Annotated in this window: 18 protein-coding genes, 2 tRNA genes and 1 pseudogene; 7 read left to right on the top strand and 14 right to left on the bottom strand. The window is 41.0% G+C overall.

Translation table 11 applies throughout. From position 1 onward, the window contains the following. Window positions 1-2 precede the first annotated feature (2 nt). The 4 genes from tuf to rpsL all read right to left on the bottom strand — a co-directional run bounded on the left by tuf (window position 3) and on the right by rpsL (window position 4,211). Window positions 3-1,178: an elongation factor Tu gene (tuf, locus tag NNJ73_RS05335; RefSeq protein ID WP_254493028.1), complete on the bottom strand. Its 1,176-nt coding sequence runs from the start codon at window positions 1,176-1,178 to the stop codon at window positions 3-5. Window positions 1,179-1,241: 63 nt separating this feature from the next. Next, window positions 1,242-3,326 carry an elongation factor G gene (gene fusA, locus NNJ73_RS05330; RefSeq protein ID WP_254493027.1) on the bottom strand — a complete coding sequence of 695 codons (2,085 nt, stop codon included), beginning with the start codon at window positions 3,324-3,326 and terminating at the stop codon, window positions 1,242-1,244. Window positions 3,327-3,350: 24 nt separating this feature from the next. Then, entirely contained in the window at window positions 3,351-3,821 is a 471-nt protein-coding gene (gene rpsG, locus NNJ73_RS05325) for a 30S ribosomal protein S7 (RefSeq protein WP_005773264.1), read from the bottom strand. An 18-nt stretch (window positions 3,822-3,839) separates the two neighbouring features. Continuing rightward, window positions 3,840-4,211 carry a 30S ribosomal protein S12 gene (rpsL, locus tag NNJ73_RS05320; protein ID WP_005773262.1) on the bottom strand — a complete coding sequence of 124 codons (372 nt, stop codon included), beginning with the start codon at window positions 4,209-4,211 and terminating at the stop codon, window positions 3,840-3,842. 502 nt (window positions 4,212-4,713) lie between these two features. Between rpsL and xth the strand changes: the two genes are divergently transcribed. The 5 genes from xth to NNJ73_RS05295 all read left to right on the top strand — a co-directional run bounded on the left by xth (window position 4,714) and on the right by NNJ73_RS05295 (window position 8,893). Continuing rightward, window positions 4,714-5,496: an exodeoxyribonuclease III gene (xth, locus tag NNJ73_RS05315; protein ID WP_254493026.1), complete on the top strand. Its 783-nt coding sequence runs from the start codon at window positions 4,714-4,716 to the stop codon at window positions 5,494-5,496. A 124-nt stretch (window positions 5,497-5,620) separates the two neighbouring features. Further along, window positions 5,621-6,526 carry a transporter substrate-binding domain-containing protein gene (locus NNJ73_RS05310; protein WP_254493025.1) on the top strand — a complete coding sequence of 302 codons (906 nt, stop codon included), beginning with the start codon at window positions 5,621-5,623 and terminating at the stop codon, window positions 6,524-6,526. A gap of 137 nt (window positions 6,527-6,663) precedes the next feature. Beyond that, window positions 6,664-7,416: an amino acid ABC transporter permease gene (locus tag NNJ73_RS05305; protein ID WP_254493024.1), complete on the top strand. Its 753-nt coding sequence runs from the start codon at window positions 6,664-6,666 to the stop codon at window positions 7,414-7,416. A 2-nt stretch (window positions 7,417-7,418) separates the two neighbouring features. Further along, window positions 7,419-8,135, top strand: coding sequence for an amino acid ABC transporter permease (locus tag NNJ73_RS05300; RefSeq protein ID WP_254493023.1), 717 nt, complete (start codon window positions 7,419-7,421; stop codon window positions 8,133-8,135). Between the two features lie 11 nt (window positions 8,136-8,146). Continuing rightward, a complete protein-coding gene (locus NNJ73_RS05295) occupies window positions 8,147-8,893 on the top strand; it encodes an amino acid ABC transporter ATP-binding protein (RefSeq protein WP_256477985.1) in 747 nt (248 codons plus the stop codon). A 104-nt stretch (window positions 8,894-8,997) separates the two neighbouring features. Here the strand turns inward: NNJ73_RS05295 and NNJ73_RS05290 are convergent, their stop codons facing one another. From NNJ73_RS05290 to NNJ73_RS05265, 6 genes are all read right to left on the bottom strand, one after another. Beyond that, complete coding sequence (locus NNJ73_RS05290; RefSeq protein ID WP_254493022.1) at window positions 8,998-9,789, bottom strand: tetratricopeptide repeat protein; 792 nt, start codon at window positions 9,787-9,789, stop codon at window positions 8,998-9,000. A gap of 660 nt (window positions 9,790-10,449) precedes the next feature. Continuing rightward, a complete protein-coding gene (locus NNJ73_RS05285) occupies window positions 10,450-13,173 on the bottom strand; it encodes a valine--tRNA ligase (protein WP_254493021.1) in 2,724 nt (907 codons plus the stop codon). A gap of 136 nt (window positions 13,174-13,309) precedes the next feature. Then, window positions 13,310-13,876 carry a DUF2497 domain-containing protein gene (locus NNJ73_RS05280; RefSeq protein ID WP_254493020.1) on the bottom strand — a complete coding sequence of 189 codons (567 nt, stop codon included), beginning with the start codon at window positions 13,874-13,876 and terminating at the stop codon, window positions 13,310-13,312. 244 nt (window positions 13,877-14,120) lie between these two features. After that, window positions 14,121-15,371 (bottom strand): TolC family outer membrane protein, encoded by a 1,251-nt coding sequence (locus tag NNJ73_RS05275; protein WP_254493223.1) that lies wholly within the window; start codon window positions 15,369-15,371, stop codon window positions 14,121-14,123. A gap of 108 nt (window positions 15,372-15,479) precedes the next feature. Further along, entirely contained in the window at window positions 15,480-16,154 is a 675-nt protein-coding gene (locus NNJ73_RS05270) for a protein-L-isoaspartate O-methyltransferase (RefSeq protein WP_254493019.1), read from the bottom strand. Between the two features lie 217 nt (window positions 16,155-16,371). Continuing rightward, window positions 16,372-16,445, bottom strand: a tRNA-Cys gene (locus tag NNJ73_RS05265). Between the two features lie 184 nt (window positions 16,446-16,629). Here NNJ73_RS05265 and NNJ73_RS05260 point away from each other — a divergent pair. Continuing rightward, window positions 16,630-16,704, top strand: a tRNA-Asn gene (locus NNJ73_RS05260). A 282-nt stretch (window positions 16,705-16,986) separates the two neighbouring features. Beyond that, window positions 16,987-17,244 (top strand): hypothetical protein, encoded by a 258-nt coding sequence (locus tag NNJ73_RS05255; RefSeq protein WP_254493018.1) that lies wholly within the window; start codon window positions 16,987-16,989, stop codon window positions 17,242-17,244. A 60-nt stretch (window positions 17,245-17,304) separates the two neighbouring features. Here NNJ73_RS05255 and NNJ73_RS05250 read toward each other — a convergent pair. The 4 genes and pseudogenes from NNJ73_RS05250 to NNJ73_RS05235 all read right to left on the bottom strand — a co-directional run bounded on the left by NNJ73_RS05250 (window position 17,305) and on the right by NNJ73_RS05235 (window position 20,866). Next, window positions 17,305-18,301: pseudogene (locus NNJ73_RS05250) on the bottom strand (phage late control D family protein). Beyond that, window positions 18,301-18,555: a tail protein X gene (locus NNJ73_RS05245; RefSeq protein WP_254493017.1), complete on the bottom strand. Its 255-nt coding sequence runs from the start codon at window positions 18,553-18,555 to the stop codon at window positions 18,301-18,303. Before NNJ73_RS05245 ends, NNJ73_RS05250 begins: the two are co-directional and overlap by 1 nt. Next, the gene (locus tag NNJ73_RS05240) at window positions 18,552-19,037 is read right to left on the bottom strand and encodes a phage tail protein (protein WP_254493016.1); all 486 of its coding nucleotides are present in this window, start codon (window positions 19,035-19,037) and stop codon (window positions 18,552-18,554) included. The genes NNJ73_RS05245 and NNJ73_RS05240 overlap by 4 nt, the downstream gene beginning before the upstream one ends. Window positions 19,038-19,048: 11 nt before the next feature. Then, window positions 19,049-20,866: a phage tail tape measure protein gene (locus NNJ73_RS05235; RefSeq protein WP_371923239.1), complete on the bottom strand. Its 1,818-nt coding sequence runs from the start codon at window positions 20,864-20,866 to the stop codon at window positions 19,049-19,051. Between the last annotated feature and the right edge of the window lie 8 nt (window positions 20,867-20,874).

Raw genomic sequence — 20,874 nt, 5'->3', positions numbered from 1 at the left:
ATTTATTCAATGATCTTAGAGACGATACCGGCACCAACAGTACGACCACCTTCACGAATAGCAAAACGAAGCTTCTCTTCCATTGCTATCGGCACAATCAGTGACACATCCATCGCAATATTATCACCGGGCATAACCATTTCTGTTCCTTCTGGAAGCGTAACAATACCTGTAACATCCGTCGTACGGAAGTAAAACTGTGGACGATAATTCGTGAAAAAAGGTGTATGACGACCCCCTTCATCTTTCGTCAAAATGTAAGCCTCGGCTTTAAAACGTGTATGCGGGGTAACCGACCCAGGCTTCGCCAATACCTGACCACGCTCAATCCCTTCACGATCAACACCACGAAGCAGCGCGCCAATATTATCACCAGCTTGACCTTGATCTAAAAGCTTGCGGAACATTTCAACACCCGTCACCGTCGTCTTAGATGTTGGACGAATACCGATAATCTCAATTTCCTCGCCAACTTTAATAATACCACGCTCAACACGACCCGTAACAACCGTTCCACGTCCCGATATCGAAAATACATCTTCTATCGGCATCAAGAATGGTTGATCAACAGGACGTTCAGGGGTTGGAATATAATTATCAACCTCACTCATCAAAAGACGAACCGCATCTTCACCAATGCTTTTATCCTTGTCCTCAAGGGCAGCTAACGCAGAACCTTTTACAATTGGGATTTCATCTCCTGGAAAATCATATTTGGATAAAAGTTCCCGAACCTCAAGCTCTACAAGTTCCAAAAGCTCCGCATCATCAACCTGATCAACTTTATTGAGGAAAACAACAATCGCTGGAACTCCAACCTGACGAGCAAGCAAAATATGCTCACGTGTCTGTGGCATCGGACCATCAGCTGCAGAAACAACCAAAATGGCACCATCCATCTGCGCTGCCCCTGTGATCATGTTTTTCACATAATCTGCGTGTCCAGGACAGTCAACGTGGGCATAGTGACGATTTTCCGTTTCATACTCAACGTGTGCTGTAGAAATGGTAATACCACGGGCACGCTCTTCTGGTGCTGCATCAATTTGATCATATGCTTTAAACTCACCAAAAAATTTCGTAATCGCTGCTGTCAATGAAGTCTTCCCATGATCAACGTGACCAATCGTACCAATATTAACATGCGGTTTCGTTCGTTCAAATTTGCTCTTCGCCATTTGAGCTCTCCATTTTCCGTCCAAGCCAAGGACTAAGTTAAAAATTAATCTACCAACCTGAAATTACGCGTATTTCTTTTGAATCTCCAAAGCAACAGCCGAAGGGACAGGCTCGTAATGATCAAACTGCATCGTATACTGCGCACGCCCCTGGCTCATAGAGCGAAGAGTATTCACATAACCAAACATATTTGCCAATGGAACCATCGCATTCACAACTGTTGCAATACCGCGCGCTTCAGTTCCTGAAATCTGCCCCCGACGAGAATTGAGATCACCAATAACATCACCAACATAATCATCTGGTGTAACAACCTCCACCTTCATGATTGGTTCAAGAAGCTGTGCACCAGCCTTCTTTGCTCCATCACGAAAAGCCGCACGAGCAGCAATCTCAAAAGCCAATACAGACGAATCAACATCGTGATAACCACCGTCAATGAGTGTCGCCTTTACGCCAAGCATAGGAAATCCCGCAAGAGGACCTGACCCCATAACACTTTCAATCCCTTTTTGAACGCCCGGAATATATTCTTTAGGAACAGCACCACCAACAATCTTCGATTCAAAAATAAAATCATCACCTTCATGAGGCTCAAAAATAATCTTTACACGAGCAAATTGACCAGCACCACCTGATTGTTTTTTATGGGTATAATCAATTTCCGCCATTTTAGTAATTGACTCACGATAAGCAACCTGAGGCTGCCCAACATTTGCCTCAACCTTAAACTCACGCCGCATACGATCAACGATAATATCAAGATGAAGTTCACCCATTCCAGCAATAATAGTCTGACCTGACTCCTCATCCGACTTAACGCGAAATGAAGGATCTTCCGCAGCCAAACGATTAAGAGCAATACCCATTTTTTCCTGATCTGCTTTTGTTTTTGGTTCAATTGCAATTTCAATAACAGGTTCTGGAAATTCCATCCGCTCCAAAATAACAGGCTTCAAAGGATCACAAAGCGTATCACCTGTTGTTGTCTCCTTAAGACCAGCAAGAGCAACAATATCACCAGCAAATGCCTCTTCAATATCCTCACGAGAATTTGAATGCATTTGAAGCATACGTCCCAAACGCTCTTTCTTCTTCTTCACAGTATTCTCAAGAGAAATACCTTTGTGAACCTTACCAGAGTAAATACGGCAGAAAGTCAACGAACCAACAAAAGGATCATTCATAATTTTAAAAGCAAGCATAGAGAGCGGAGCTTCATCAGAAGATTCGCGTGTCGTCTCAGTTTCAGTCTTCACATCAATGCCCTTAATCGCTGGAATATCAATCGGAGAAGGAAGATAAGAAACAACAGCATCCAAAAGCGGCTGTACACCCTTGTTTTTAAAAGCTGTACCACAAAGAACAGGATGAAACTGAACCTCTACGGTTCCCTTACGAATAAGAGAAACAAGTTGCTCGTTGGTTGGCATAACACCTTCCAAATAAGCCTCCATAGCAGCCTCATCGACCTCCACAGCCATTTCAATGAGTTTTTCGCGATATTCTTCAGCCTTTTCCTTTAAGTCAGAAGGAATTTCACTTATCACTGCTGAGGCACCAATAGAACCATCCCACTTTAAAGCCTTCATCTCAACAAGATCAACAACACCTTCAAAGTCATTTTCAGCACCAATCGGTAACTGCACAACAAGCGCCTTAGCCCCCAACCGAGTACCAACCATCTCGACACTGCGGTAAAAATCAGCACCTATTTTATCCATTTTATTAACAAAAACCATGCGCGGAACACGATACTTCTCAGCCTGCCGCCAAACAGTTTCTGTCTGAGGCTCCACACCAGCATTCGCATCCAATAATGCTATCGCCCCATCAAGAACACGCAAAGAACGCTCAACCTCAATAGTAAAATCAACGTGCCCTGGCGTATCAATAATATTAAAGCGCCGCTTGCGACCATCACGCCCTTCCCAAAAAGTCGTCGTCGCAGCAGATGTGATGGTAATGCCGCGTTCTTGTTCCTGCTCCATCCAATCCATCGTAGAAGCACCATCATGGGTCTCACCGATTTTATGATTCTTACCCGTATAGAACAGAATACGTTCAGTCATCGTAGTCTTACCGGCATCAATATGCGCCATAATACCAAAATTACGATAATCTTCAATTTTATATTCGCGAGCCATTATATTTGCCTTAGTTTAAAACTTCTACCAGCGATAATGTGAGAACGCACGGTTAGCTTCAGCCATACGATGAACATCTTCACGCTTTTTCACGGCAGAACCGCGATTATTAGCCGCATCCATGAGTTCACCCGATAAACGCTCAATCATCGTCGTCTCATTCCGCCCACGCGCCGCCGAAATCAACCAACGAATAGCAAGAGCCTGACGACGATCAGGACGAACATCAATCGGAACCTGATAAGTAGCCCCCCCAACACGACGAGAACGAACTTCAATATGAGGAGCAACATTCTCTAAAGCCCGATGAAAGAGATCTACTGGATCTGTTTTTACTTTTTTCTCTACAGAATCAAGCGCACCATAAACAATACGCTCTGCAACTGATTTTTTACCATCAAACATAATGGCATTCATAAATTTTGTAATAACCAAATCACCAAATTTAGGATCTGGATTAATTTCACGCTTTTCTGCTCTATGACGACGGGACATTGGCTTTGTCTCTCAATATTACTTTGGACGCTTCGCGCCATACTTTGAACGACGCTGTTTACGATTCTTAACACCTTGGGTATCAAGCAAACCACGAATAATGTGATAACGAACCCCTGGCAAATCTTTCACACGACCACCACGGATCATCACAACAGAGTGCTCTTGAAGATTATGTCCCTCTCCAGGAATATAACCAATCACTTCAAATCCATTCGTCAAGCGAATTTTAGCAACTTTACGAAGAGCCGAATTAGGCTTCTTCGGCGTTGTTGTATAAACACGTGTACAAACACCACGCTTCTGTGGATTCGACTGCAGAGCAGGAACCTTATTACGTTTAACTGGCGCCACACGCGGCTTGCGAATCAACTGGTTTACGGTAGGCATGCAACCTTCCTCTTTTCGATTTACATTCGTCTCACCCAATCGGGCTTTTCTATTTTATCTCCACCCACACCAACAAAATTGGTATAGATATCTTACTCTACACACAAAATCGGGCACAGCTGCTAAAAACAGTCTACCCGATCATAAGCAGAGAAGGCAATAGCCTTTTGCACTAGCATTTGCTTTTAATCTTTTCAACACCCGTCTGAAGGACCTTTTGGGTTATATCCAAAACAAAAGATCATTTCTACATCGGTTACGCTCGTGTCTAATAGCGAGAACACAGACATTCGTCAAGAACTAAACAGCAGAAAGTTTTCAAAAATGAAAATAAATTAAATTTTAAAACTTTAAATTTGCCTTTTTTGCTTTTTGGGGGTCTCTTGATAAATCAATTTACCATAGTAATATCGCCCTAGTAAATAAAAAACAATAATGTGACTGCGATAAAATATTAACGCAGCAAATTGAATTGTATATTTGATATCGAATGATGAGTACCATGAAAATAGCAACGTGGAATATTGCCGGAATAAAAGCACGACACGAAACATTATATCAATGGCTACAGCAAAATCAGCCAGATATAGTCTGTCTACAGGAAATTAAAAGTATTGATGAAAATTTTCCACGTGATGCAATTGAAAATCTAGGTTACCATATAGAAACACACGGACAAAAAAGTTTTAATGGCGTTGCGATTCTTTCTAAAAAAACACCGGATGAAATAATCCGTCGACTACCTGGCAATAATAATGATGAACAAGCACGTTATATTGAAGCTGTTTATTCAATAAATAAAGGCGTTATTCGTGTTGCATCGCTCTATTTGCCAAATGGAAACCCTATTGAGAGTGAAAAATATTCCTATAAGATGGAATGGATGGAAAGGTTATATGCACATGCAAAATCATTGCTTGCGTATGAGGAGCCCCTTGTTCTAGCCGGTGATTATAACGTCATCCCTACCCCACTCGATGCAAAAAAACCTCAAGAATGGAATCAAGATGCCTTATTTCTTCAAAAAACAAGAAAAGCATTACAGCGTATCCTTCATTTAGGTCTTTACGATGCTATCCGAAATGTCACCGATACACCCTCCTTTAGTTTTTGGGATTTCCAAGCTGGAGCATGGCCTAAAAATAATGGGATTCGCATTGATCATTTACTCTTATCACCAGAAGCAGTTGATCACCTTATTTGCGCTCATAGTCAAACAGAAGTAAGGGGATACCAAAAACCATCCGACCATGTTCCTGTCTGGATTCATCTTAATATCAATTAAGAAAGTATAACTCTCACCTCATAAGACAACAAAAAAAATTCCACTCAGAAGAATAACTATGCTACACCGTTCAAACAGTATATCTTAAGTAACTAAAATAAAAATCAATGAATGGAGGACATAAATGAAGAAATCATTGTTAATGTTTATTGCAGCAGCAGCCATTGGGCTCACAAGCGTCGCGCATGCTGAAAATGATACGCTTGAAAAAATAAAACAAACAGGGGAAATCACTTTAGGTGTTCGTGAATCATCTGGTTTGGCCTACGCCCTTGGTAATAATAAATATGTAGGCTTTCATACAGAAATGGCAGAACGTATCATTGATGATATCTCAAAAAAAATTGGTAAACCGATTAAAATTCATTATCTTCCCATAACATCTCAAAATAGAATTCCCCTCTTAAAAAATAAGACCTATGATTTTGAGTGCGGCTCAACAACAAATGATATTGCTCGCAGCAAAGAAGCAGCATTTGCTTATACAACATACGTTGAAGAAGTTCGGATTGCTGTAAAGAAAAATTCTAACATTAAATCTCTTGATGATTTAAATGGAAAAACAGTTGCAACGACCACCGGTACAACATCTGTTCAACTTATTCGTAAAAACAAACGTGCAAAAAACATTCACTTTAAGGTCATCAAAGGAAAAGACCACGGAGATAGCTTCTTATTACTCGAATCGGGTCGTGCCGATGCATTTGTTATGGATGCTTCAATTCTCGCAGGACATATTGCAAAATCAAAAAATCCATCGGATTTTGTCATTCTTGACACCGTACTTTCAGTCGAGCCTATCGCCTGTATGCTGAGATTACATGACAAACAATTTGAACAAGCAATCAATGATAGTATCCTACGTCAAATTAAAGACGAATCACTTGAAAAGCTTTATAATAAGTGGTTTATGAAACCGATTCCGCCTGCAAATACTGTTATGAACCTTCCCTTATCAAAACAAACAAGATATGCTTGGGATCACCCAAACAATAAGCCTCGGGAAAGCTACACTGAAAAAGATTTATAGAATTTGAAAAGAAGAACCACACTCTTTAAAAATTGAGTGTGGTTTATATTTTAGTTCACTTTTTAATAAATTCTGCTTATGTAGATACGCTTAATTTATTGTCCTTGTGAATGACTAATTTGAGGGAATATCAATTAATGGACTTTTCTTTCCTTTGTAGAGATGACCTTACTCAAACACTGGTAACGGGATGCTTGGGCACGCCCGGCGTAAGTCATACCTATTTAGATACACTTCTTGATGGCTTAAAAAATACGGTTATATTGTCCATCACTTCACTTATATTAGCTATATTTTGTGGTGTTATTATAGGAACAATGCGCACTTTACCTAAAACGTCTATCACCAATTGCGTCGTTCGCACGATCGGGACTATTTGGGTAGAAATTATGCGTAATATTCCCCTTCTTGTACAGGTATTTTTATGGTATTTTGTTGTCCCTAAGATTTATCCACCAGCGATGAAATTTTCCCCTATTCTCTTAGTAACATGCGCGTTGGGGTTCTTTACATCGGCACGTATTGCAGAACAGGTTCGTTCAGGCATTGAAGCGATTTCTTCAGGGCAACGCTATGCTGCTATGGCAATGGGGTTTACAACTTATCAAAGTTATCGCTATATCATATTACCACGTGCTATTCGTACAATTATGCCGCCGCTTACTTCAGAAGCAATGGGCATTGTGAAGAATTCATCTATAGCATTCGCCGTTTCAATAAATGAACTCATGCAATTTCAATACCAAGCAATTGAAGAGATAAGTCATGTTTACGAAAACTATTTGCTTGTTACGATTCTTTATATTTTTATAGCCTTATGCGTATTCATTGTGATGACAGTTATTGAACAAATACTCAAAATTCCCAATTTTCAAACAAAGGGAAATTAAATATGATAAATTTCATAAGCTCTCAGTTTGGACTTTATTTCCCTTTCAATTTTTCCGACTTTAATTTTTCCTTTTTTACCTTTGATGTATTTCGTTCTTACATTTTATCAGGTTTACTCTTTAGCGTTTTTCTAACGCTTTTTGCAACGGTATTGGGATTTATTTTCGGTACGCTTTTAGCAATGATGCGCCTTTCTTCCATAAAACTTCTTTCTTGGTTTTCAATCGTTTACATAACAGCGATGCGTTCAATACCACTTGTGATGGTTATCTTATGGTTTTTTGTGCTTCTACCTTTTTTAACGGGAACATCCATCGGTGCTAATAAATCAGCACTTATTACCTTTACTGCATTTGAAACGGCTTATTTTGCTGAAATTATGCGTGCTGGTATCAATTCGGTTCCGCAAGGACAAAAATATGCAGGACAAGCCCTTGGGATGACCTATTGGCAAAGTATGTACATTGTCATTCTTCCTCAAGCCTTTAGAGATATGCTTCCTGTCTTTTTAACACAAGTTATTATCCTTTTTCAGGATACAACCCTTGTTTATGCTATCAGCGGTCATAGCCTTTTGAATGGTTTTGATATTGCTGCTAATAATTTTGGTGTAAAGCAGGAAGCTTACATTTTAGCAGCTATTTTCTATTTTGTTATCTGTTTTACACTGTCACAAATCGTTTTATATTTACAAAAAAAAGTATCCATTATTCGCTAACAGGAAAAAAAATGTCTACGCATATGATCGAAATAAAAAATGTTTCTAATTGGTATGGCGAAATTAACGTTCTTAAAAATTGTACAACCAATATTAACAAAGGAGAAGTGGTTGTAGTTTGTGGACCATCAGGCTCAGGGAAGTCAACACTCATTAAAACGATTAACGCTCTCGTCCCTTTTCAAAAAGGCGAAATTTGGATTAATGGAACACCAGTTCATTCAAAAAAAACGAATCTGCCTAAATTGCGCAGCCATGTGGGAATGGTCTTTCAGCACTTCGAACTTTTTCCCCATTTATCGGTCACAGAAAATTTGACAATTGCACAAATTAAAGTCCTAAAACGAAGCAAAAAAGAAGCACTTGAACGTGGTTTGTTGTATCTTGAACGCGTTGGACTTATTGAACATAAAGACAAATATCCGGGACAACTTTCTGGAGGGCAACAACAGCGTGTTGCTATTGCACGTGCCTTAACCATGGATCCACTTGTTATGCTTTTTGATGAACCAACCTCTGCTCTAGATCCTGAAATGGTAGGTGAAGTACTCGACGTCATGATCAGTTTAGCTGAAGAAGGGATGACAATGATTTGTGTAACCCATGAAATGGGATTTGCACAAAAAGTCTCTGAGCGTGTTATTTTCATGGACCAAGGAACAATTCTTGAAGACTGTTCATCTAAAGAGTTCTTTTCTAATCCGCAATCTAGAACACCAAGAACGCAGGAGTTTTTGTCTAAAATCCTAAGTCATTAGCTTTATATCATCGCAAAAAGCTCTCTCTACTATAAACTTGAACACAAAAAATAATAGAGTTTAATAACGAATGAGAGAATGTGAAAAATATTACAATCAGATAGTTAAAAGTTCTTATTTTTTAAAATATCAGCAACCAGTGAAATTGCTGTACGTCTCTCAAATTCATTACAAAGAGCAAATGCCTTTTCTTGCAAAGGGTAAATCCAATTTTTGTCTTTTACGTCAGCTTTTTCATAGGCTGCAGTTAACATTGCCGTCCCGCGAATGATTTTTCCTTCTTGAATCAGCATATTTCCAAGCATCGCTTGAGCAGAAGAGTTTCCTTTTTTTGCTGAAAGTTGAAACCATCGTGCTGCTTGTATAAGATTCTTCTCCTTTCCCTCTCCCTTTAAAAATATTTTTCCTAATTGATACTGAGCTTTAGAATTTCCATAGTTCACCGCAGCCTGCATATAAAGACGAATGGCATAAGAAGGATTAGGTTTCACCGGTGATTGAGGAATACCTTTTTTTATATATCCCGCAAGTTTAACCAATGCATCAGAGACATAACTTTCATCCTCTGAACCAAGATCAGCACCTTTTTCAACGATGTATGCAAAAAAATGATAGGCCTTGTAATCATCTTTAGGGACACCATCACCGTTTGCGTAAATAGAGCCAAGTTTCCAATTCGCGCCAATATGACCTCTCTTAGCGGCACAACGTAGCGCTGAAATAGCCTGATTGATCTGCCCATTTTTATAAGCAAACATGCCACGTTTCAAAAAATAAAACGAACCATCATGCACTTCCTGCAAACTATTAACATCTATGGCATAAACAGTCGAAAAAAATCCCCCTAAAATCACTATAATCGTAGCTTTTTTCCATATCTGAAAACTCTTGATCATTTCCCCCCCTCTTTCAATGTTAATTGTTCTATCTGTTCAAATTTCTTTGTAGACCTTTAAAATCTTTTTCTTAGTAAGAAATACGAGAAATTCTAAAGTAAAATTTTTAAAAGAAAAGACCAATAAATGAAAACCATTCAAAGTTTTCAATAAAATTAAGCGTTCGTTTTTATATACAACAAATTGATTTTTAAAGATAAATCATCAATTACAATTTGAATAACACCTTCCAATACAGGAATCTTCCTTCCCCTTTTTATATTGAAGTAATTAAAATCTCTTGCGCATAAGCGATGAATGAGATTTGCAGATGAGCTTAAAAGAGGATTTAAAACACCTCTTATGAACTGTCACAAGTGCCAAAGACTACTTTCGCGCAACACTAAACACTGACAAAGTGTGTAATAACACCGATCCATTACTTCACAAGCGTAAAAATGAGAAGACTCAATGGATCTCCTTTATACCATTTACGGATACCTGCGTGAAATGAGCTTTGGGTACCTTAAGAGATGTCTCTTTAATAATGAACACAAAAACGCTGGTTCCCTGTAGAGGTTTTATGATCGCATTCACGAAAGACGAAAAAAGAAAAAGCTTTCTTAAAAAAATGAATACCAGCCGTAACGTGATGAAATCATCCATCAAAAAAAGTGAGAATCAACCCAACCGCTCTAAAGCAATAGAGATCTTCTTTTGCGCAGCACGCAGTTCTACAACCCTATTTTGTTCACTTTCAACAATTTCTGTTTTTGCATTTGCTATAAATCTTGGATTATTTAACTTAAGCGATATTTTTTCAATATCTTGTTCAATTTTACGGGACTCCTTCCTCAAACGAACACGTTCAGCCTCCAAATCAATCAACTGTCCTAATGGCAAACAAAAAACAGCCTCTCCCAAAATCATTTGTGCCGATACTTCCAGAACCTTATCAGAGAAATCAATGACTTCAATACGCGCTAACTTTTTAAGAAGTGCATCATAACGCTGCACACGCTCTCGCGTTACTTCCCCTGCTTCGACAACGACAAGAGGTGCTCGTGTAGCGGCTGGAATATTCATTTCAAAACGTACAGACCGAATCCCTGTGACCACATCAATAAGCCAATTAATATCAGCAGCAGCCTCTTCATCGATCAATGTTGCCTCTGGCCATTTTGTCAATGCGAGCATATCTTCACGCTTGATCTCTTGTGTTTCCGTAAGAGACCACAATTCTTCTGTCATATGCGGCATAAAGGGATGAAGAAGTTTATAGACTTCATCTAACACCCAAGCAGTACAAGCTTGAGCTTCATTTTTAACATCTTCACATTCCTCCTGAAAGATAGGTTTGAGAAGTTCTAAATACCAGTCACAAAATGTATTCCAAATGAAACGGTAAAGTGCAGCTGCCGATTCATTAAACTTATAGTGTTCAATACCCGTCGTCACTGCTGCAATTGTTTTAGAGAGTTCTGTTAAAATCCAACGATTAAGCGCCAGCTTTGCGTGTTCTGGCTTAAAAGCAGAATTACGCTTTACACCATTCATCTGTGCAAATCGGGTCGCATTCCATAATTTCGTAGCAAAATTACGATAACCAGCAATGCGTGAAGTATCAAGTTTTACATCACGCCCCTGCGCTGCCATAATAGCCAAAGTAAAACGAAGGGCATCAGCGCTATACTGATCAATAAGCTCTAAGGGATCAATAATATTTCCCTTTGATTTTGACATTTTTGCACCCTTTTGATCTCGGACAAGAGCGTGCACATAAACCGTTGGGAAAGGAACTTCACCCATAAAATGAAGTCCCATCATCATCATACGAGCAACCCAGAAAAAAATAATGTCAAATCCTGTCACCGATAAAGATGTTGGATAAAAAGTAGATAATTCAGTTGTTTTATCGGGCCATCCCAATGTTGAAAAAGGCCAAAGAGCTGATGAAAACCAAGTATCTAAAACATCCGGATCGCGGATTAATTCAACCACCTTACCGTAATGAGCAAAAGCCGAATCTAAAGCCTCTTTTTCACTTTTTTCAACAAAAACTGTCCCATCAGGGCCATACCAAGCAGGAATCTGATGTCCCCACCATAACTGGCGAGAAATGCACCAAGGCTGAATATTTTGCATCCAATTGAAATAGGTTTTTTTCCAGTTATCGGGAACAAACTGAGTTTTTCCTTGTTGAACAGCCTCTATCGCTGGCTTCGCTAACTCAGCAGCATGAACATACCATTGGTCTGTCAAAAAAGGTTCAATAGGCACACCACTGCGATCTCCATGAGGAACCATATGGGAATGATCATCAACAGAAGCTAAATACCCTCGTTCTTCCATCAAAGAAATAATCTTCTGGCGCGCAACAAAACGATCGGATTTATCGAGATTTTCCACTAACATTTTTAATTCATCTGATAAAATCAAACCATCAAAAAACGCTTCATTCTCACGGAGAAAAATCTCGGCATTTTGGGTAAAAATATTGATTAAGCGTAAATCATTACGCTGTCCTACTTCAAAGTCATTAAAGTCATGAGCGGGAGTAATTTTTACCGCACCACTTCCAGCCTCAGGATCAGCATGCGTATCACCAACAATTAATAACCTACGACCAACAAGTGGCAAAAGAGCATTTTTACCGATAAGATTTTTATAACGCTCATCTTCCGGATTAACAGCAATTCCTGTATCACCAAGCATTGTTTCTGGACGTGTTGTCGCCACTATTATAAAAGTTGTCGCATCATTTGGATCAAAAATTTTACCCTCAAGTGGATATCTAAAATGCCACAAATGTCCTTGAACTTCTTTTTGTTCAACTTCAAGATCCGAAATAGCCGTCAATAATTTAGGATCCCAATTGACGAGGCGTTTATCTCTATATATCAATCCTTGTTTATAAAGCGTGACAAAGACTTCACGAACAGCCTGCGACAACCCCTCATCCATTGTAAAACGCTCACGTGACCAATCACATGAAACGCCAAGGCGACGCAACTGGTTTGCAATAATACCTCCCGTTTCATGACGCCATTCCCAAATACGCTCAATAAACTTTTCTCTCCCCATTTCTTGACGCATTGGCTCTTGGCGTTCTGCAAGTTGACGCTCTACAACCATTTGTGTAGCAATCCCAGCATGATCCATACCAGGCTGCCACAAAACATTTTTGCCACGCATCCGCTGAAATCTAACCATTATATCTTGAATTGTCGTATTGAGCGCATGCCCCATATGAAGTGAGCCTGTAACATTAGGCGGTGGAAGCATAACGCAAAAAGGTTCTGCACCACTTTTAGAACCCGCTCCCGCTTTAAAAGCCCCACGAGTCTCCCATCTCTTTGCAACCCGTTGCTCTATGGAAGCAGCATCATAGTTTTTGTCTAACATTCTATCCATCCATAACGCCGCTGAAAAACACAATATATGATCAAACCCCGATCAAAATCCCGCAAACTCCATCCCTCACTAGAGAGCCCGCAAAACCTCAAACAAATTTTTCATAAAATAAAAAACATAAAAATAATTAAGACGATTTTTTTATCGCCTTCACAATCTCTTCACGTAAAATATCTTCCAGCAAAACAGGCAATTTAGACTGCAACCATTCTGCTATAGCTGGACGCAACACATCCTTTGCAATCTTTTCTGCAGAAGAAATACAATACGCCGGCAACTCTACACGACCAGTCCTTCCAGCTTCTGACGGCGACTTCCTGATCTCATCTTCATATTCTTTTGCTTTATAAACAGAGTTTCGTTCTTCAGAAGCAAGCTTCATCTTTTGCACATCCACACCAACTGTATCATTTTCTCCCCCTGTATCCTCCTTCTCTTGTGCTATCCTTCCCCCTTGATTTTCTGTAGAAAGACCAATGCGATCAGCTAAGGCTTTCATAGCATCATCAACCGATAGGGTTGTATCATAAACACCTTCTGATGCAACTTCCAAACGATCTTCCGAAGCATTTACTGCGACATCTTCATTTAAAAAGTGATCAGATTGAACCGCATTTTCTTCGATTATTTCACGAATAGATGTTAAAATTTCATCCATACTTGGCTCACGTAACACGCTTGAACTCTGTACCATACTTTACAACCTCTCAAAGACGCAACAACAAATAGAATCACATTTTCAGTGTATGCAAAAGAATCATAAGATCAACATGCCTCTCATGATATTTTCAAATATGCGTGTCATAAAGAAGGCGCTACACACAACTTTCTACACTTAAAAAACATATTACTGCTCTATTTTTCAACCTATCCAACGACTGATTAACCGATTTTTTAAAAACTAAAATGATCTGAGATCAAAGAGCGACTTTTATGCGTTATCGAATATATTGAATTGTTTTTAAGCCGAGATAATTTGCTGTCAATTTACCAATAGCAGATTGAACACTATAGCTTGCCACAACAGCATTACGCTCTGCCATTACAAGCGCAATTTGAGCATTAATCAATTGAGTACGAGAATTTAAAACATCTAATGTCGTTGCCTGTCCTACACGATTTTCTTGAACACGACCTTTAAGAGCAATTTCAGCAGCATGAACACTTTCACGGTAAGCAATAACAGATGCACGTGCCCCTTCCAACTGGAACCAAGCAGAAGTGAGGGCTTGTCTCGTATTACTATGCGCCAAATCGAGTTGAAGCTGCGCCTGTCCAAGCAGTTCCTTCGATTGGCGAATCTGCGCAGACGTACGCCCCCCTTCAAAGATTGGAACACTCACGGACAATCCTATTGATTTAGAAATACCATCCTGACCAGCACCGCTGTAAATTCGATTATAAGAGGCTGTTGCAGAAAAATCAACCTTAGGGAGCAGTTCTCCCTCTTTCGCCTTGACATTGTAAACACTCGCATCGACTAAATATTGAGCATAAAGGATTGCTGGATGCATCACAACACTCATTTGGTAAGCCGTATCAAGATTGACGGGAAAATCTGTAGCGATGGATGGGCGTTTTAACTTTTCAGGATCAGAACCAATAATTTGTCGATACACGGCCTCTGCTGCTTTTACATCAGCACGAGCAAGACTTAGTTCTGAAACCGCCACGGAACGTGCCGCTTGAGCTTGAGCCAGATCAACACGCCCTCCCTCACCCACATCAAATTTTGCTTTATTGGAACGAACTTGCTCTTCAAGAGCTGCCAAATTTTCTCTCCGAAGATCGGCAACACGACGTGCTTGATAGACATTCGCATAAGCTGTCACAGTTTCCAGAAAGGTATTTTGTTCAGCATTACGAAGATACTCACGCTGCGCCTGGAGCTTAACTTGAGATGAAGAAAACATATTTTGCGTGATAAAACCGTCAAATAATCTTTGATTTAATCTCACACCTATAGATCCAGAAGTGACATAAGGACCTGTAAAAGACTTATTCCGCCCATAGCTTCCAACCCCTTCAACTTGTGGTAAGAACCCTGATCGCGCGATGACAACGTCATCACTGGCTATACGGACAGCCGCCCGTTCACTATTCAACTTAGCATTGTGTTTATAAGCTTTCGAAAAGGCATCCATCAATGTTTCAGCACAAACAGTCTCTGAGAGTAAAAGACTCAACACCAGCAAAAAATACACCTGAAACTTCTTGTTTATTTTAAACACAATACACACAATAACAAACCCCAAATAAATGACAAAATTATCTTTTATTCATAAAACGAACAAGCACTAAAATACAAAATCAGGTGTTTTTAAAAAACAAGGAAGAGGCTTTACGGCGAGATTAAAAGCTCGACGGGGAGAAATGATTCCATCTTCTTTTATATAGATTCGTGCTACAGCAGCATTTCCATCCCCTTCAACCACAACAAGACGTCCACTGTCTTTCATTTGATCAAAGATACCTTGTGGAATAAAATCGACAGATCCTTCCATAAAAATCACATCATAAGGCCCTTCAACAGCGTATCCCTGCTCTAATGGACCATGAATGACAACCACATTATCACATTGATTACGTTCCAAAGCTTCAAGAGCATGTTCAAAAAGAGACTGATTACTTTCCAACGCAATCACAGACCCTGCAAGTTTTGAAAGCAAGGCTGCACAATAGCCACTATTTGCACCAATATCTAAAACAACATCTGACGATTTTACAGCAGCAAGCTGTAACAATTTTGCAAGAGACGCAGGCTTCATCAAATAGCGTGCAAGGACTTCATCTTGCATTGGACATAAAACAATATCGGTATCAAGATAGCTTAATGCTTTCATATCTTCCGATACAAAATCTTCACGAGATATCGTTAAAAACGCTTCAAGAACTGATAAATCCGTTACATCGACTGTACGAATTTGATTGTCAACCATTTTGCGACGAAGCTCAGCAAAATCTGCAACCATAACGACTATTTTCTCCTAACCTACAAAAAACAAACAAAACAGCAATAATGAGGAACTAAGATCTCTTAAAAAGATGGGGATTACAAAAAAAAATACGACAGTCAACAACTCGATTCTAACAGGACAAACCTCTCATACAAAAGTGTTTTTACCACTGTAGAGGGAAATAATCTATCTTCCTAGTACCCCCTTAAAAGCCGTTTCGCTTAAAATCGGCTGGAGGCCTCGCCCGGAATCGAACCGGGATACAAGGATTTGCAGTCCTCTGCGTAACCATTCCGCCACAAGGCCTCATCAACAAATATAAAGGCTTCAATAAGGGAAGGTAAAGCATCCGTCAAGGTTTAGAAATCTTCTCTCGCTTTTTTTTCTCTTATTACACAATTTATCATATTTTAAAAAAAAAAATAATTTTATCCTTTGCAAATCAGTCTTGCTTTGCTATAGCCTCTTCAGATAAATAATTGAGCATCGTTCCCCGGTAGCTCAGCGGTAGAGCAACCGGCTGTTAACCGGTTGGTCGCTGGTTCGAATCCGGCCCGGGGAGCCACTTCTTTTTTATTCCATATAACGGATTCTTTTTATTCACATTGTAGCTTGCCAGCAGGTTTTGTACCAATTTATTTTCTTTAAAATGATTTTTAAGGGGATCTCAAAGGGTCTTCAAAGACCTTTCAAAGATCATTTAAAGCCTCTTTAATGAGTCTTTATTTTTCCTCTCTTAAAGGTCGCAATTTCTGATGATCAGTCATGAGCAAGAATCGCATTAAAAAATCGTATTATTTGAGAAGAAGCATGCATAAAATGGTACCTTTTCTTTAGCATAAACTGCATGACAGCTTTTCGGTTTTCTGAGGCATTATTAAAAAACAAAAGAAGCTTGGAGGAATTCGGTCATGTTGACCGTATTGCACTTCTATATGCAATTGCGCAATGTTTGCACTATTACTTGTTTGAGGAATTGGGTAAACATTACCCTATTGCTGGCCTCATGCAATTGGATCAACTTGATCCTATTGCTCCTTTAAGGTATAGGGACAACTTGTCCCAATTGCTCTCTCCCACCCAAAGTGCAAACCTTGCACTTTAATCTCAAGAAACATCACTACCGATCAAAGGAGCAGGCTGCACCTTTGATTTTCTGTTCTGATCAAGTTTCCTTTTCTCCTGTTTCCTTTCCTTGATCTGGTGCCTCAAAGGTGATTTCTGTGGTGTATCCGCTTTGCCTCTCATAGCGATGGGTCACGGTTGCAGCATGCCATGGGCCATTGATTTCGTCTCGAAACCCTTGAAGCAAAAGCGGTTGCCCCGCCATGATTTCAGGGCGCCCCTCAAGGCTTAAAGAACCACTACCCATGGCTCGACAAAGCCTATCCGACTCAGAAGCAGCCGCAGCTTGTGCTTGCTGCTTACAAGGGTAGCACGTCCGCAGACGGCGAATGGGCCCCGTATACCCTGTGCGATGCGTAACAACGTGCTGTTGCCCTTTTGCGCGATCAAAATACCGTGCTTCTATCATGCCATATTGGGTGCGCGGCTCGAGAACTAAATTCCCAATGGGAACACTCCTGTTGATGGATGGTCTGAAGCGGGAGATTGTCCCCGCTTAAAAATAAAAACTTATTGTCTTTGATCAAAAAACGCGCCTGCATCCGATCAGCAAGCCGGGTTAAAAAATCAATCGCCGATTGATCGGTGCGCACCACATAAGGCAAGGTTTGTTTGCTAAACTGTGGACTGACCTTTGCTTGATAACCATGACGTTTGTCAAGGCTCTCAACAATCTCAGCAATGGTTTTGTGGTCAAAATGTTCGCTGTCCTGTTCTTTGATCTCCGCACGCATGGAAGCGCTTTTGCCACAAAGGCGCAAAATCTCTCCATCACTGCCCCCACAATTGATCACCGATTCGACAACAAAACGCCCCATAAAGGCACGAATGCTGTTCTCATAACCAAAGGTGACATGGAGCGCAGTGTTACTGGAGGGGATCTCTAAATCATTGCCGCTATCATCAAATTCCGCCTCGAATGTATCGGCTTCATTACCCGCATTGTCTGTGATGGTTGCCGTTAAAAGACGTTGGTAAAAAACTTCATGAACAAGTTTCTCCCCTACCCTTACCTCAATAAAGGGATGTGTGCGCATTAATCCCATAGCCGTTTGACCACGCTGTTTTTTTCTTGGGAAATAAATTCAGGCAAAAGAACCTTTAAGCCCCGCGGTAAAAAAGTATCATACCCCGCAATCTCTGGATTAGCCGCCAGCGTGGCTTCTAAATAACCCCTCAATGACCCAGCTTGCCTCCGGTCTCCTAAAACAGACAAGGCATGATGATAACAAATCAGGTCTAAACTCATATCCTCTAATTCGACCACAAGCTGTTTTGCGGGGATCTTCATGGGCTATCCTCCTCTTGCCCCCCTTGGTATTGCCCTATTTGATATTGCCCCACTTGATATTGACCTTGTGGTTTTCCCCCATCAAAAAACGGCAACAGGCTAATGGAATAGCGAATACGCCCCGATTGACCAGAGCGGCTAATATAGTCATGGTCTTTCGTGACACTGGTAATCACCACGGATCCAAGCATTAAGGCACTGTAGCTATCATCACTCATCCAACGGATCATCTGAACGGGTTGAGCCGCACGTATGGTTCTGGTGATGGCATCAATGGCAACCCGATCCCCAAACTCTTCTGGAAATAATACCCCGTGGATGGTTTTGGGATCATTGCCATAACCGGTAAATTGCAAACCAGGGGCCCCACCAAAACGCTCTAAGCAAACCCATGAAGCCGAAAACTCTTCCTCAAACGATTGGAAGTTCAACCAGTCCACATAAAATTGATGCGGTCCCAACATCAGCAAAGGATCTTGCATACTCCCTCCCCTTATTCTGTTCCGCCATGCAAGGCATTGGCCCCTGCCCGTTGCAAGGCATGACGAACCGCATAACCAGTTGCAATGGGATCACGCGCGCCATTGACATGCACCGTGACATTTTGATTGTGCGTAATGGGGACGCGCTCTTTGTCTTTTACTTCTGGAACAAAGCTATGTCCATGCCCTGCTCCCGAAAATTGCACAACAGGCTGAGGCGTTTTGCCTCCTAAAAAACTTGGCAAATAATCTCTTACATCAATCGACCCAATCCACCCCTTTATGCGGTGAGGTAAAGATTTACAAAAGTCCGTCAATTGTGAGATGGTGCCCATAAAACCATTAACAATCCAACTCCCTAAATCTTCTCCGGCTTGTTCCATGCTTGCCTTGGCACTATCCGTGAGCTTTTCTTGAGAAAAAAAACGCTTCAACCACCCCCAAAAATTGGAAAGGCTTTGTTTAATCCCATCCCACAAATCTTCAAAGCTTTGAGCAACAGAGACAAGACCTTGTTTAAACCTTTGCCAATTTTGAGAAAAATCAAAAGCAGAAGCAATGATATTCTTCCAACGGGTGATGGTGCTGGTATCAGCACCAAAAAAACGCATGACGGCTTCAAAGGCTTGCCCCCAAGCCCGTGTTACCCCCCGTAAAAAGCCCTTCATAAAAGAAGAAAAGCGATCCCAATATTTCCACAAAGCAAAACCAGCAGCCAATATGACAGCCACAACAGCAGCAATCACAGCCCCTACCGGGGTAAAAAGCCCTCCCACAACAGAGGACAGGCTTGCCCCAACCACTTCGATCACGGTTCCTATCAAACCAAAGCTCCTCGCAAAAGCCGCCCCTGAGACGGCAATCCCCCGCAAAGCGCCCACCAACAAGGTCATGGGGCGCAAAAGTTTGAGGAAACGTGCCCCAAACCCTGCGGTGAGCAAGCCCAGTGAGCGCCCTGAAGCCAAGAGCCCGCGCCAACTTGCCTTCAGCATGCGGCTAATAGACCCAAGCTTGATGAAAGAGGCAATCAATTGCAGGATCCCAAGGCGGGTTCCCGCCATGGTAAAACGTACAACCCGTAAAGCGATGTTAAAAGCCATCAGGGCGGCAATGGTTTTGATGATCACACCGGTTAAAACAGGGTGTTCATTAGCCCATGCCATCAGCACGTTTAAAAAACCACCAACAGTTTCCATTAAACTGTTCACATGGGGCAACAAAACCTCACCAATGGTAACCCCTAAAGCCACAATGCGGTTTTGCAACAGTTCAAATTGCCGCATGGCACCGGTTGCTTGTTTATCTGCCTCTTGTTCGACAGAGCCTTTAAAGACTTTTGGGTCTTCAACAAATTTTAAGGCTTGCCCTAACAATTCTGGGTTGTTGACCAGTTTGGCAAAATCACCGGTAAAGTCTCGTCCTGCAATGGCAATCAGCGAACGCATCCCCTGTTCGGATTTGCCCAACACATCAAAAAAACGCACCAAGGTACCGGTGGCATCTTTCTCCAAATCTTCCATAAATTTTTGGCGAGAGAGACCAATATTGGTAAAAGCATCTTCAATATGCTTTCCTCCCGCCTGAATACGGGCACTGATAGAGTTAAAACCACGTGCTGCACTCTCTGGGACAATCCCAGCAGAAATCATCGCCGTTCCAAAGGCTGCGGTTTCACGGGCTGTCAGTTTAAACATGGTTGCCGCACCCGTCGCCCGATTGGTAAAGTCAGACACCTCACTTGCCTTGGCCGCCATGTGGTTGGAAAGATGGTTGATAGCATCGCCTAAATCTTCGATGCCTGCTTGATTAAGTTTAAAGACATTGCGCAATTTGGCAA

Origin of the sequence: Bartonella sp. B1099 (assembly GCF_944801835.1) — a bacterium.
In the GTDB taxonomy this organism is placed as follows: Bacteria; Pseudomonadota; Alphaproteobacteria; order Rhizobiales; family Rhizobiaceae; genus Bartonella.
This window is presented reverse-complemented; position numbering and strand designations above follow the sequence as displayed.